Source organism: Salinicola lusitanus (assembly GCF_003206045.1).
Taxonomy (GTDB): Bacteria; Pseudomonadota; Gammaproteobacteria; order Pseudomonadales; family Halomonadaceae; genus Salinicola; species Salinicola lusitanus.
In genome coordinates, this window is record NZ_PZJM01000015.1 from 15400 (window position 1) to 29121 (window position 13722).

The window sequence follows — 13722 nt, forward strand, 5'->3', positions numbered from 1 at the left end:
GGGGCAAAAGCGCGCATTCTACCCATCCCGGAACCCTTTGCGATCCGCCCATTCGAAAATGGGATGACATATAACCGGGTTACGACCAAAGTCGCCCATGGCGTCCGCTACCGCCACGCGCCGGGCGGCGCATGACGGCAGCGTCGTCGTCACACTTCGCGGTAGAGCTCGCCGCCTTCTTGCTTGAACCGCGCCGCCTGCTGCCGCAGGCCGGCCTCTCGCTCGTCTCGGGCGGTAGCGGCGGTATCACCACCAAATCGCTCGCGCACCTCCTGGGTGATCTTCATCGAGCAGAACTTCGGCCCGCACATGGAGCAGAAGTGTGCCACCTTGGCCGAGTCCTTGGGCAGGGTCTCGTCGTGGAAGGCGCGTGCCGTGTCCGGGTCGAGGCCGAGATTGAACTGATCCTCCCAGCGGAACTCGAAGCGCGCCTTGGAGAGGGCATTGTCGCGTCGCTGCGCGCCCGGATGCCCCTTGGCCAGGTCGGCGGCGTGGGCGGCGATCTTGTAGGTGATGATGCCGGTCTTGACGTCGTCCTTGTTGGGCAGGCCCAGATGCTCCTTGGGGGTGACGTAGCAGAGCATGGCGCAGCCGTACCAGCCGATCTGGGCCGCGCCGATGCCGGAGGTGATGTGGTCGTAGCCCGGGGCGATATCGGTGGTCAGCGGGCCCAGCGTGTAGAACGGCGCCTCGTCGCAGCAGGCGAGCTGCTTGTCCATGTTCTCCTTGATCAGTTGCATCGGCACATGGCCGGGGCCTTCGATCATCACCTGCACGTCGTGCCGCCAGGCGATCCGGGTCAGCTCGCCCAGGGTCTCCAGCTCGGCGAACTGGGCTTCGTCGTTGGCGTCGGCGATCGAGCCGGGGCGCAGGCCATCACCCAGCGAGAACGAGACGTCGTACGCCTTCATGATCTCGCAGATCTCCTCGAAGTGGGTGTAGAGGAAACTCTCCCGGTGGTGGGCTAGGCACCACTTGGCCATGATCGATCCGCCGCGGGAGACGATGCCGGTGACGCGCCTGGCGGTCATCGGCACATGGTGCAGGCGCACCCCGGCGTGGATGGTGAAGTAGTCCACCCCCTGTTCGGCCTGCTCGATCAAGGTATCCCGGAAGATCTCCCAGGTCAGATCCTCCGCCACCCCATCGACCTTCTCCAGCGCCTGATAGATCGGCACCGTGCCGATCGGTACCGGCGAGTTGCGGATGATCCATTCGCGGGTTTCGTGGATGTTCTGCCCGGTGGAGAGATCCATGATGGTATCGGCCCCCCAGCGGATGCCCCAGGTCATCTTGTCGACCTCTTCCTCGATCGAGGAGGTGACCGCCGAGTTGCCCAGGTTGCCGTTGATCTTCACCAGGAAGTTGCGACCGATGATCATCGGCTCGCTCTCGGGATGATTGATATTGGCGGGGATGATCGCCCGGCCGCGAGCGACTTCGTCGCGCACGAATTCGGGGGTGATCTCCGCCGGCAGATTGGCGCCAAAAGAGTCGCCCGGGTGCTGGTGATCCAGCATCGGATCGCCTGATGCGGCACCGCCCTGGCGTCGTCGCTGGTTCTCGCGAATGGCGATGAACTCCATCTCCGGGGTGACGATACCTTGCCTGGCGTAGTGGAGCTGGGTCACGTTGGCACCGGGTCTGGCACGCCGCGGCGTGCGCTGGAGCTGAAAGCGCAGATTGGCAAGGCGCAGGTCGGCCGCGCGGATCTTTCCGTAGTGGGAGGTCGGGCCGGTAAGCGGTTCGGTATCGCCGCGCTCGTCGATCCAGCTGCGTCTGAGTTCGGGCAAGCCACGGCGCAGATCGATCTCGGCGGCGGGATCGGTGTAGGGGCCGGAAGTATCGTAGACGGTTATCGGCTCGTTGGGCTCCAAGCCTTGGCTGGTCTTTGTCGGCGACAGCGCGATCTCTCGCATCGGGACGCGGATGTCCGGGCGCGAACCTTCGACATGGATCTTGGTCGACGCAGGCAGCGGGGCGATGGCGGCGCTGTCGACGCGAGCGGTATCGGAGAGAAACTGAGGTGATTTCATGGTGCTTTGTGCCTCGGGCATGACGTTGAGGTCAGGCCGGCGCACAGCGTAGGCGGGGGGAGGCACGGTGGGGCGGTATCGGGGACCGTTCGACGCGGACCTCCGCTTGATCCCTACGCCGGTACTAGCCGGATCAGGTTCGTCGGGATCCGTCGTGGCGCGGCGGCTCCAGCGAGTCGCGGCGCAGGACGATCTCAGCCGGTTCCACCGGCACCCCGTCAAGCGTCGATGACGGCGCCCAGCGAGTGGCCGGACGCAGACATCCCGGCCAGTCTGGGGTAGCACGGCGGGTGGGTCAAGCTGGCGCGTTGGCCCGCGCCAGCCTGCCGCCAGTCTGTGGCGCGGCCACGCCGGTGGTGAGCGGAAAGCTCAGCGGTAGACCGCGCAGCGAGCGCAGGGCCAGATAGGCGAAACACTCCGCTTCGATGGCATCGCCGCGCCAGCCGACGGCATCGGCGAGTTGCACCTCGGCATCGGTGCGATGGGCGAGTTCGCGCATCAGCGTGGGGTTTCTGCGCCCACCGCCGCAGACGACGATGCGCGACGGCCGTTGCGGCAGCAGCGACATCGCTTTGGCCACGGCGGAGGCCGTGAACGCGGTCAGGGTGGCGGCGCCATCTTCCAGATCCAGCCCCGCGGCCATCGCCGCCTGGAAGTCGAAGCGATCCAGCGATTTGGGGTAGGGCGCGGCGAGATAGGGGTGCTCGAGCAGCGCCTGAAGCCGCGGCTCATCCACCTGCCCGCGGGCGGCGATGAGGCCGTCGCGATCCATCGCCGCCCCGGTATGCTGGCGCACCCAGTCATCGATCGGTGCGTTGGCGGGGCCGGCATCGAAGGCGATCAGGCGCCCCTGTGCGGACGGCTGACCCTCCCACCAGGAGAGATTGGCGACCCCGCCGAGGTTGAGCACCAGACTTTCGGCGCCGGCGCCAAGGCGTCTAAGCAGTGCCCGATGGTAGATCGCCGACAGCGGCGCTCCCTGGCCGCCGCGCTCCACGTCCGCGCTGCGGAAATCGTAGACCACGTCGCTGCCCACCATCCGTGCCATCAATTCGCCGTCGCCCAGTTGGCGGGTGGCGCCGCGCCGACCTGCCTCTGGGGCGCGGTGCAGTACGGTCTGGCCATGAAAGCCGATGGCGTCGAGCTGATCGGGGCGGAAGCCATGGCGATCGAGAAATCCCGAGACGGCGATGGACTGCGCTTCGGTCAGGGCGGTCTCGGCGTGGCGGAAGATGGCGGGTTCGGGACCCTCGAAGTTCCACTGCCGGGCGGCGGCCAGGGTGTCCGAGAGCAGGGTGCGGATGTCGGTGGGATAGGGCACCAGCTCGTAGGGGCCGAACTCGTCGATGGTCTCGCCATCGCTGCGCAGCATGGCGATATCGATGTTGCCATCGAGCACGGTGCCGGTCATGAGACCGAGGCTCCAGCCGGATTGCATGTCGGCGTCTCCTATCTGTATGAAGAGGGTCTGACCAGGGTGTGGCGGCGGCCTGGTGGTCACGTGATTCTTGGGCGGCGCGGCGCCGGCGGCTCTGGCGCCGACTCTACCGGCTGTGGCCGGTGGCGCAAAGCGCCGGGGGAGGCGAGCGCCTTGGCTCAGTCGGCAACGGCATCGCGCACGAGCTGAATGAAGTGCTGCGTCTGGGGCGTCTGCTGGTGGCGGAGGTGGGTCAGCCAGACTTCCGAGACGGCATCGTCGTCACTGATGGGGCGGTAGCGCACGTTGTCGATTAGGATGTGTCGAAAGGAGGCCGGCAGGATCGAGACGCCGAGTCCGCCGGCGACCAGGCTGATGATGGTATTGGGGCCGCCGACCTCCTGGACCAGGCGTGGCGTCAGGCCCCGCTTGGCGAACAGGGCGTTGAACTGGTCCAGCAGGCCGGTGCCGGCGGCCGGCGAGAAGTAGATGAACGGATGCAGCGCCAGTTCGTCGAGTGTCAGCGGCACGTCGCTGCCGCCGAGCGGGCCCTGGTCGTTGACCACCGCTATCAAGGGTTCGCGGATCAAGGTAAAGGCGTCGAGACCCTCCGGCAGCGTGGCCGGACGCATGATGCCGATGTCCAGGTCGCCCTCCAGCAGCGGCTTGATCTGGCGGCGGCTGTTGAGCTCATGCATGCGCAGGTCGACATCCGGGTAACGTTGGCGATAGTGCATCAGCGTGCGCGGCAGCAGCGAGGTCAGCGGCACCGAGGTGGTGAAGCCGATCCTGAGCTGGCCGGTTTCGCCGCGCCCGAGGCGGGAGACCAGTCGTGAGGCGCGCTCGGTGCGAGCCAGTATCTCCCGCGCTTCCTCCAGGAACAGAAGACCCGCCGCGGTCAGTTCGACACGCCGATTGGTGCGCGTCAGCAGACGGGTGTCGAGTTCGGCTTCCAGCGCCCGGATCTGCTGGCTCAGCGGCGGCTGGGAGATGCCCAGCCGGGCCGCGGCGCGGCTGAAATGCAGCTCTTCCGCCACGGCCACGAAGTAGCGCAGATAGCGCAGTTCCATTGAGTCGTAAAACCTCTCAAAAGTATCGAATAATATATTAGAAAGCTTAATCGAGGCGGCGTAACCTACCAAGCGTTACCTTCATGCCATCCGGGCAGGGCCATCGCCCAGCCCCGGCTCTGGCTCTGGCTCTGATATCGAGAGCGAGAGCGAGACCGAGACCGAGAACGGGAGAATCGGGTTGTCCCGCCACACACCATCCGAGATTCATGACGCGACACGGGCGGCGAATCGCCAGTTGGAGCGCGAGATGGATGCCGTCGAGAATGCTTTCATCGAGCGCGGCCGGGCCGGTTATCGGCCCACCATGCTGGCGCTTTTCCTCGGTGCCTTTTCCACCTTCGTGCTGCTCTACTGCGTGCAGCCGATCATGCCGATCCTCTCCGACGCCTTCGGTATCGACGCCGCCACCAGCAGTCTATCGCTCTCGGTGGCTACCGGCATGCTGGCGATCGGGCTATTGGTCACTGGGCCGATCTCCGATGCGGTGGGGCGCAAGCCGATCATGACGATCGCACTGTTGTCGGCATCCGCCTGCACGCTGCTGGCGGCGGTGATGCCGAACTGGACGGGGATCCTGATCATGCGCGCGCTGGCGGGGCTGTCCTTGTCGGGGCTCTGCGCGGTGGCGATGACCTATCTCAACGAGGAGATCCATCCGCGCTACGTCGGCCTGTCGATGGGGCTCTACATCAGTGGTAACTCGATCGGCGGCATGAGCGGACGCCTGATCAGCGGGGTGATGGTGGATTGGGTGCCGTGGCGCTGGACGCTCGGCATCATCGGTATCGTGGCGCTGATCGCAGCGATCCTGTTCATGCGCTGGCTGCCGCCGTCGCGGCACTTCACGCCGCGTCCGCTCAACTGGCGCAGCGTCTTCTCCGGCTTCAGCGTCCACTTCCGGGATCGGGGGCTGCCCTGGCTCTTTGCCGAAGCTTTCCTGCTGATGGGCGGTTTCGTCACCCTCTACAACTACATCGCCTACCGGCTGCTGGCGGAACCCTATCAGGTCAGTCAGACGCTGGTGGGGCTACTCTCCATCGCCTATCTCTCGGGTACCTACAGCTCGGCCTGGGCGGGATCACTGGCCGACCGCCTGGGGCGTCAGCGGATCTTCTGGCTATTCATCGTGATGATGCTGGTGGGGCTGGCGATCACGCTGCTCGAACCGATCAGCCTGATCCTGATCGGCATCCTGATCTTCACCTTCGGTTTCTTCGCCGCCCACTCGCTGGCCAGCGGCTGGGTCGGTCAGCGCGCCAGCCAGGCCAAGGGGCAGGCGTCGTCGCTCTATCTGTTCAGCTACTACCTCGGCTCCAGCGTCGCCGGAACGCTGGGCGGCGCATTCTGGTTCTGGGGCGGCTGGAACGGGGTGTCGCTGTTCATCGCGGTATTGCTACTGGTCGCGCTGGCCATTGGGGCGCTGCATCTCCGGCGGCTCGCTTAGCGGATCGTTATCGCCATCGACACAAAAAAGCCGCCAATCGAAATCGGCGGCAATCACAAGACGTCGAGGGACGCGAGAGAAACGGTACTACTTGGCGAACAGCTGACCCATATCCTTGAACGCCTTGAACTCCAGCGCATTACCGCACGGATCGAGCAGGAACATGGTGGCCTGTTCGCCGGGCTGACCCTTGAAGCGCACGTAGGGCTCGATCACGAACTGGGTGCCGAAGCCCTTCAGGCGCTCTGCCAGGGCTTCCCACTCGCTCCAGCCCAAGATGATGCCGAAGTGGGGCACCGGCACGTCATGGCCGTCGACCGGGTTGGTGTGCGCGGACTCCTGGGACGGCGTCGGCGGATGCTCGTGAATCACCAGCTGATGGCCATAGAAGTCGAAATCGACCCACTGCTCGCTGGAGCGGCCTTCGCTCAGACCGAAGGTCTCGCCGTAGAACTGGCGTGCGGCGGGCAGGTCGTGAACCGGAATGGCGAGGTGGAAGGGGGACAGTGCCATGGGCGTTCTCCTGAAGGTTGTTGGCCTGGGGGGCATTGATGTCGAGTCATTCTGAACGCGATTAAATTTGATGGAAAGCGCATAATATTGCTGTCTGATATCAAATTATTTGTATTCTGGCGGCCATCGATCCCATGCTTAGAGAGCTCAAGACCTTTCTCGCCGTGGTGCGCCACGGGACCTTCTCCGCCGCCGGTGGGGCGGTGGGGCTGACCCAGTCCGCCGTCAGCACCCAGATTCGAAATCTCGAGGCCGACCTCGGCGAGCCGCTGTTCGAGCGTACCGGGCGCGCCGTCAGGCTCAACGCTGCCGGACGCCGACTGCTGCCCCGGGCCGAGGAGATGCTGGCCCTGGCCGATCGCATTCGCAATGCCGATAGCGACGACCTGGCCGGCGAGTGGCACCTCGGCGCCATCGCCAGCGTCCAGAGCGGGCTGCTGCCCGACGTGCTGCGAACGTTGGGGGTCTCGGCACCCGGGGTCATGACCCGGATCGTGCCAGGGGTGTCGCTGACGCTGCTCGACCAGGTCGACAAGGGCGACCTGGACATGGCGATGATCGTCCAGCCCCCCTTTGCGCTACCCGGCGATCTCCACACTCGCGTGATCGCCCGCGAACCCTTCGTGATGATAGCGCCGGCCGATAGCGATGGTGAGAGCGTCGAAGCACTGCTCGAGACCCATCCGCTGGTGCTCTACGACCGGGGCTCCTTCGGTGGACGTCAAGTGGTCCGCTTTCTCGAGCGGCGGCGACTGCGTCCGGCGATTCGGCTGGAACTCGACGAGATCGACGCGATCGCCAGAATGGTCGAATTCGGTCTGGGCGTGGCGCTGATTCCGCTGACCGGGCTGTGGCGACATCGGCAACCGCCGCCGGTGAGGATCGTGGCGTTGGGGGAACAGACGTTCTACCGCGAGCTGGTGATGGTCTCGCGCCTTTCACCGACGCAGTCGCCGCTGGTGGCGGTCATCGAGGCAGCATTGACGACAGCCGGCCTCGAGGAGATCGGGTGATCGACGCCGGAAGCTCAAGTCTCCCGATAGGCCGCGCGGCAGGTCGATATCACCAGTTCCCGGAACCAGCGATGAGCCGGGTCGGCACCCAGCCGCGGATGCCATAGCGCCGAGATCGTGAATGGATCGATCGGTGTGGGGAGCTCGAACATCACCAGGGGCTTGGGATCTTCATGCCGTCGCACCGGCATCAGGCAGGAGTGGGGTACCAGCGTGATCCGATCAGTGTGGCGAGCGATCCGCAGGGCATCCGAGAAGCCCGGCACGATGACGCCGAATTCCCGGTCGAGGCTGAGTGCGCTCAACGCCTGTTCCATCGGTCCGGTGAATTCGCCGCTGGGAGACGCCATCACGTGCCGACACGCGGCAATGCGTTCCCGCGTGATGGCGCTATCGAGCAACGCATGGCCCTGGCTCGCGACGCCGACGAAGCGGTCTTGAAATAGCCCCCGCGTCAGCAGCTCCGGCGCGGTGGTCTCGATGACCCCGACCTCGAGGTCGAGCTGCCCGTCACGCAGGGGCTCTATCGCTTTGGTCGGCTTGGGCACGAAGCGCAGGCACACCCGCGGCGCGGCTTCCGCAATGGCATTCACCAGCGGCACCGAAAAGCGTTCGACGAACGACGCGTTGGTGCGCAGGGTGAACGTCCGCTCCAGCGTCGAGAGATCGAGGTCGTGTGGGCGTGGACGCAGGATCGAGCGCGACTCCCGCGCCAGTTCATGAACGCGATCGCGTAGCGAGGAGGCGTGGGGGGTAGGTACCAGCCCGCGTCCCGCCCGCACCAGCAGGGGATCTCCCGTCGCCTCGCGCAGACGCTTGAGCGTGCGGCTCATCGCCGATGCGCTGAGGTTCAAGCGCTTCGCGGCCGCCGTCACGCTGCCCTCTTCCAGCAGCACATCCAGCGCGATGAGAAGGTTCAGATCGATGTCGTTCATCGACTCACGGTAACCGAGACCCTGCTTCTGGACTAGCGTTTGATGCAATGATCATGTGCATGTCATGCGTCTGGTGCATTGTCACGCCGACCGCCATCCTTGAGATGAACCCAACATCCATGAGGTCACTTCCCATGACGACAATTGCCAATCGCCTGACCGCCCTGATCGTGGGCGCCTCGCGGGGTCTGGGCCACGCCATCGCCGCGGAGCTGCTGACGCGAGGCGCGACACCGGAAACCGAGTGGGACGTCATCGGCACGGTTCGCGCCGGTGCCGAGCAGACGCCGTTGCACACCCTGGCGGACGACAATCCCGGCCGGGTCGAGATCGAGACCCTCGACGTCACGGCTCCGGATCAGATCGACGCGCTGCACCAACGCCTGGCGGGGCGGTCGATCGATCTGCTGTTCGTCAATGCCGGGACCACCAACCGGGACCCCGATCAGGCCATCGGCACTATCTCCACCGAAGCGTTCACCCGGATCATGATCACCAACGCGCTCAGTCCGATGCGCGTGATCGAGAAGTTCGAGCCTCTGGTGCCGACGTCGGGACTGATCGGCGTGATGTCTTCCGGGCAGGGCAGCATCGCCAACAACGAGAACGGCATGCGCGAGCTCTACCGGGGCAGCAAGGCCGCGCTCAACATGTTCATGCGCAGCTTCGCGGCGCGTCACGCCGCTACCGGACGGGCAGTGCTGGTGATGGCGCCGGGCTGGATTCGTACCGACCTGGGGGGAGATGACGCGCCCTATACGATGGCAGAGGCGGTGCCGGCGATCGTCGATGTCCTGCTGGAGAAGAGAGGCCGGTCGGGCATCGAGTATCTCGACCGCTTCGGCAAGATCGTGCCGTGGTGAGGCTGTCGCCATGCATCTGATCGGGATCGAAGAGCATTTCCTGACGCCGGAGATCGATCGCGCCTGGCGCTCGCTGGGTCTGGAACAGACGGACCCGAGCGTGGCGCTGCATGCCGGGACCTGGCACGGACGGCTGATGAATCTGGCCGACGAGCGTCTGGCGCTGATGGATGAAACGGGGCTGGACGTGCAGGTCCTCTCGCTGACCACGCCGGCACTGCACGACCTGGGTGTGGAGAGTGTCGATATCGCCAGACGCACCAATGACACCCTGGCGGCGGCGGTCGCCCGGTATCCACAGCGCTTTCAGGCGCTGGCGACGCTGCCCGTCTCGCAGCCCGAGGCGGCGGCGCTGGAGCTCGAGCGCTGCATCGACGAGCTCGGCTTCAAGGGCACGATGCTGTGTGGACGGGTCGGTTCGCGGCACCTGGACGATCCCGCCCTGACGCCTATCCTCGCCCAGGCGGAAAGCCTGGGCGTACCGGTGCTGCTGCACCCGCGTGTGCCGCCGCCGGCGGTGAGACAAGCCTACTATGGTGGGATATCGCCGGCGCTCGATACGGCTTTGGCGACCTACGGCCTCGGTTGGCATTATGACGCCGGTCTCCAGTTTCTGCGGCTGGTGCTGGCGGGCACGTTCGACCGTTTGCCGCGACTGCAGGTGATTCTGGGCCACTGGGGCGAGATGGTGCTGTTCTATATCGAGCGATTCGCCGCCATGGAGCGTGTGGCGTCGCTCTCCCGACCCATTGCCGACTACTGTCGCGCCAATCTCTACGTCACCGCCAGCGGCATGTTCCTGCCGCACTATCTGGCCCGGGCGGCGGCGGTGGTCGGTCATGAACGACTGCTGTTCTCCACGGACTTTCCCTATCAATATCGCGCGGGCGGCGATGCGCGGGCTTTCCTCGAGCGGTGCGGCCTGGCGGGGCGTGCCAAGGCGGCCTTCGCCCATGGCAACTGGCAACGTCTCACCCGGGGAGCGGGCGTGTCCTGAGCCCGCTCCCGACGACTGTGTGAAACGAACGCGGGGAAAGAATTCGCTGATCATCGGGCGCCGGACCCCCTAAGCTGTGGGTACTGATACCGAGGAGTCGTCCATGTCCGTGCTTGACCCTGCCTCCACCGCCAGACCCCGCCGTATCGTCGCCCAGCACCCGGCCATCCGCGACGATATCGGCGATCTGACGACTCGGCGCCCACTGCCGGGGCCGCGCCTGTCGCAGCTCGATCCCTTCCTGTTTCTCAATCATCACGGCCCGCAGGTCTATCCGCCCAATAACCATGGCTTGCCGTTCGGTCCACATCCGCACCGTGGCTTCGAGACGGTGACCTTCATCCTCGAAGGCTCGCTGGCCCACGCCGACAGCGCGGACCATCAGAGCGTGATCCACGCCGGCGGCGTTCAGTGGATGACCGCCGGCAGCGGCATCGTCCACGCCGAGATCTCCCCGCCCGAGTTCCTGCGTGACGGTGGGCCGCTGGAGATTCTGCAGCTGTGGATCAACCTGCCGGCTCGGCTGAAGATGAGCGAGCCGCGTTATACCGGGCTGCAGCAGGCGTCGATTCCGACGATTGCCCTGGCCGGTGGCGGTGAGCTGAACCTGATAGCGGGTGAGTTCGAGGGCCAACGCGGGCCTGTCGAGAGCCTGACCGATGTGTTCATGTCGACGCTGACGCTAACGGCAGGCGCTTCTCATACGCTGCCGGCCCCGGCAGGGCGACAGGTCTTTCTCTACCTGATCGATGGCGAGGTCAGCGTCGGCGGCGACGACGTCAAAGCGCAGCACCTGATCGAACTGGAGATGCAGGGCGATAGCGTCGAGTTGACCGCAACCACCGGGGCGCGGCTGATCTTCGGCCATGCGCCAGTGATCGATGAGCCGGTGGTCTCCCATGGCCCGTTCGTGATGAACACCCGGGAGGAGATCGTCGCGGCCATCGATGATTACCAGGCCGGGCGCTTCGGCGGACTGGCCCAGTAGCGCAGTGGTTCGCGCCGACGCTCAGCGTTTGCTGTAGAGCCTGTGTTTCCGATAGCCGGGCACGAGCTGTTGCTCCTGCTCGGTTTTCTTCCAGCGTTTGTACTCCCACTGGTACTGCACCGGATCGAGCGCGATCGCTGACTCGACGCAGGCGTTGACGCCGAGCGCCGATACCTTTTCATCCGTGTCATAGACGCGGTCATCGGCGGCCAGAAAGTGGATCGCGAAGCCGCGGCCCTCGGGCAGGCGCCTGGCGACGCCGGTGACGACGCGAGCCTGGGTCCGCGCCACCAGCTTCGGCAGCAGTGTGGCGGTGTAGGCGGGGCGGCCAAAGAAATCGGCGAATACGCCACTGCCCCAGTCGGGCTCCTGATCGGGCAGGATCCCGACGGCTTCGGCGCGCTTCAGTGCCTTGAGCAGGGCGGCGACGCCGCGCGGGTTGGTCGGTACCAGCTCGGCCCCCATTCGCTCGCGGCCGTGACGGATGACCGGATCGAGGTCGGCCATCTTGGGCGGCTCGTACATCGCGGTGAACGGGAAGTGGCTCGACAGCCAGAAATTGAGCACCTCCCAATTGCCGAAGTGGGGCGCCAGCACGATCACGCCGCGACCTTCGGCGCGAGCCTCGTCCAGCAGCTCGCGACCGTGGACCTCGACGATCGAGGCGTCGACGCGTCTGGGATCGGCGATCCAGGCGAACCCGAGCTCCAGCATGGTCGCCGCGGAGTGACGCAGGCTGGCCTGGATCCGGCTGCGACGCTGTTCGCCACTGTCGTCAGGATAGGCGACTTCCAGATTGCGTCGGCTGACGTGGCGTTCCCGCCGGGAAACGGCATACAGCACGCGGCTGGCGACACCCGCGAGCGACCACATCGTCCTTAGCCGGCAGTGTGACAGCAGACGCCAGAGCAGGTGGATGGCGCGAGCTTGAAGACCTTCGATCATTCGTCTCTCTTTCTCTCGGTGCACGTCATTGCCGGATCTCTCGGTTCGGCGTCCCGGCACGGTGGGCGGCGGCATGAACGGGAGCTGACTTTCGGCATCACCACAGCCAGCTATCGACCTTGTCCGGCGCGCGGCGTTCCTGCAACGCCTTGAAGCCGATGACGCAGCGAACGATCAGCCACACCGCCTGCAGCGCCATCAACACGAAACCGATCAGCACGAAGGCGAGTACCCAACTGATACAGGCGTAGAGCAGCCCGATCCAGAAAGTACGAATATGGTAGCGGTAGTGCTCGTCCAGCCAGCGCGGGCCATTGCCGCGGTAGACATAGGCGATGATCACGCCGATCACCGGGGTGATGCCGGTCACGAAGACGCCCAGCAGCAGGGCGTAGACGATCATGGCGAGGGTGGTGTCGGGACGCCTGGCATCGGTGTCCGATTCGGTGACAGGATTGTCGATCGGTGAAACCATGAAGTTCCTCTCGGCGGCGCGTCGGTGGTTGACCGCATTTTGCCGTCGAGAGGCTCCGGGTGCCAGCCTGAACGGAGGCGCCGCAGCAGAGGGACGTTCGCGCTATTCGATCAGCAGCCGGTCGCGGCGGCGATCAGCCGCTGCCTCCACCCGCGGATCGCGGCCGCCTCGCAGGATCGAGTTGCCCTCGAATAGCGTGCGCTGGTCGATGGGCGCGGGATCGAGCCAATCGGCGGCGTGCATCTGGCCGCTCTTGCCGTAGACGGCGAGGGCGTTGTCGTAGGTGACCTGGCGTACCACGGTCTCGGCAATGCCGGATTCGAGCGCCAGCCGCGCCGTCTTGGGGACGCCGAGACAGTCCGAGATCCCCCAGTCGCAGGCGCTGTCGACGATGATCCGGTCGCCGCCGTACTGTTTGAGCAGCTCGACCATCCGCGCGTTGCCCATCTTGGTCGACGGGTAGATCGAGAAACCGGCCCAGTAACCGCGATCGAGCGTCTCGCGCACGGTCTCCTCGTTGTTGTGATCGATGACCACCCACGACGGATCGAGCCCCATCTCCTCGCAGACGTCCATCGAGCGCGAGGTGCCGCGTTTCTTGTCGCGGTGCGGCGTGTGCACCATCACTGGCAGTTCGAGCTGCTTGGCCAGTGCCAGTTGGGCACGAAAGTACTTGTCCTCGAGTGGGGTCTGCTCGTCATAGCCGATCTCGCCGATGGCGACGACGCCCTCCTTGAGGGCGAACCGTGGCAGCCACTCCATCACACCCTCCGCCAGCGCCTCGTTGTTGGCCTCCTTCGAGTTGAGACCGATGGTGCAGTAGTGACGGATACCGAACTGGCCGGCACGGAAGCGCTCCCAACCCACCAGGGAGGAGAGGTAGTCGACGTAGGTACCGACGAAGGTCCGGGGCTGGCCGACCCAGAACGCCGGTTCGACCAGGGCCACGATGCCGGCGGCGGCCATGGCCTCGTAGTCGTCGGTGGTGCGAGACACCATGTGGGCATGGGGATCGATGAACAT

13 protein-coding genes and 1 riboswitch are annotated in these 13722 nt (G+C 65.5%); of the genes, 5 read left to right on the plus strand and 8 right to left on the minus strand.

The genetic code is table 11. The features are described 5' to 3' along the window. Positions 1–149: 149 nt before the first annotated feature. The 3 genes from thiC to DOM45_RS18280 form a co-directional block, all read right to left on the minus strand. Entirely contained in the window at positions 150–2036 is a 1887-nt protein-coding gene (gene thiC / locus DOM45_RS18270) for a phosphomethylpyrimidine synthase ThiC (RefSeq protein WP_205909506.1), read from the minus strand. A gap of 93 nt (positions 2037–2129) precedes the next feature. After that, positions 2130–2264, minus strand: a riboswitch (TPP riboswitch). Positions 2265–2331: 67 nt separating this feature from the next. Next, positions 2332–3474, minus strand: a complete 1143-nt coding sequence (locus tag DOM45_RS18275) for an anhydro-N-acetylmuramic acid kinase (protein WP_110602905.1) — start codon at positions 3472–3474, stop codon at positions 2332–2334. Between the two features lie 158 nt (positions 3475–3632). Beyond that, positions 3633–4523 carry a LysR family transcriptional regulator gene (locus tag DOM45_RS18280; RefSeq protein WP_110602906.1) on the minus strand — a complete coding sequence of 297 codons (891 nt, stop codon included), beginning with the start codon at positions 4521–4523 and terminating at the stop codon, positions 3633–3635. Between the two features lie 181 nt (positions 4524–4704). On the opposite strand from DOM45_RS18280, the gene DOM45_RS18285 reads away from it, so the two are divergent. After that, positions 4705–5970, plus strand: coding sequence for an MFS transporter (locus tag DOM45_RS18285; protein ID WP_240612464.1), 1266 nt, complete (start codon positions 4705–4707; stop codon positions 5968–5970). Between the two features lie 87 nt (positions 5971–6057). On the opposite strand, the gene DOM45_RS18290 is transcribed toward DOM45_RS18285, so the two are convergent. Continuing rightward, complete coding sequence (locus DOM45_RS18290; protein ID WP_110602910.1) at positions 6058–6483, minus strand: VOC family protein; 426 nt, start codon at positions 6481–6483, stop codon at positions 6058–6060. 134 nt (positions 6484–6617) lie between these two features. Here DOM45_RS18290 and DOM45_RS18295 point away from each other — a divergent pair, with 134 nt between their 5' ends. Next, positions 6618–7496 (plus strand): LysR family transcriptional regulator, encoded by an 879-nt coding sequence (locus DOM45_RS18295; protein ID WP_110602912.1) that lies wholly within the window; start codon positions 6618–6620, stop codon positions 7494–7496. Positions 7497–7510: 14 nt separating this feature from the next. Here the strand turns inward: DOM45_RS18295 and DOM45_RS18300 are convergent, their stop codons facing one another. Continuing rightward, on the minus strand, positions 7511–8431 hold the full coding sequence (locus tag DOM45_RS18300) for a LysR family transcriptional regulator (protein WP_110602914.1): 921 nt from the start codon (positions 8429–8431) through the stop codon (positions 7511–7513). 134 nt (positions 8432–8565) lie between these two features. Here DOM45_RS18300 and DOM45_RS18305 point away from each other — a divergent pair, with 134 nt between their 5' ends. The 3 genes from DOM45_RS18305 (at position 8566) to DOM45_RS18315 (ending at position 11279) form a co-directional block, all read left to right on the plus strand. Next, the gene (locus tag DOM45_RS18305; protein WP_205909507.1) at positions 8566–9294 is read left to right on the plus strand and encodes an SDR family NAD(P)-dependent oxidoreductase; all 729 of its coding nucleotides are present in this window, start codon (positions 8566–8568) and stop codon (positions 9292–9294) included. A gap of 10 nt (positions 9295–9304) precedes the next feature. Next, the gene (locus DOM45_RS18310) at positions 9305–10291 is read left to right on the plus strand and encodes an amidohydrolase family protein (protein ID WP_110602916.1); all 987 of its coding nucleotides are present in this window, start codon (positions 9305–9307) and stop codon (positions 10289–10291) included. Between the two features lie 103 nt (positions 10292–10394). Next, positions 10395–11279, plus strand: a complete 885-nt coding sequence (locus DOM45_RS18315) for a pirin family protein (RefSeq protein ID WP_110602917.1) — start codon at positions 10395–10397, stop codon at positions 11277–11279. Between the two features lie 21 nt (positions 11280–11300). On the opposite strand, the gene DOM45_RS18320 is transcribed toward DOM45_RS18315, so the two are convergent. From DOM45_RS18320 to DOM45_RS18330, 3 genes are all read right to left on the minus strand, one after another. Beyond that, entirely contained in the window at positions 11301–12224 is a 924-nt protein-coding gene (locus DOM45_RS18320; protein ID WP_110602919.1) for a lysophospholipid acyltransferase family protein, read from the minus strand. 97 nt (positions 12225–12321) lie between these two features. Next, positions 12322–12699 carry a DUF4870 family protein gene (locus DOM45_RS18325; RefSeq protein ID WP_110602921.1) on the minus strand — a complete coding sequence of 126 codons (378 nt, stop codon included), beginning with the start codon at positions 12697–12699 and terminating at the stop codon, positions 12322–12324. 102 nt (positions 12700–12801) lie between these two features. Further along, positions 12802–13722, minus strand: a complete 921-nt coding sequence (locus DOM45_RS18330; protein WP_110602923.1) for a TatD family hydrolase — start codon at positions 13720–13722, stop codon at positions 12802–12804.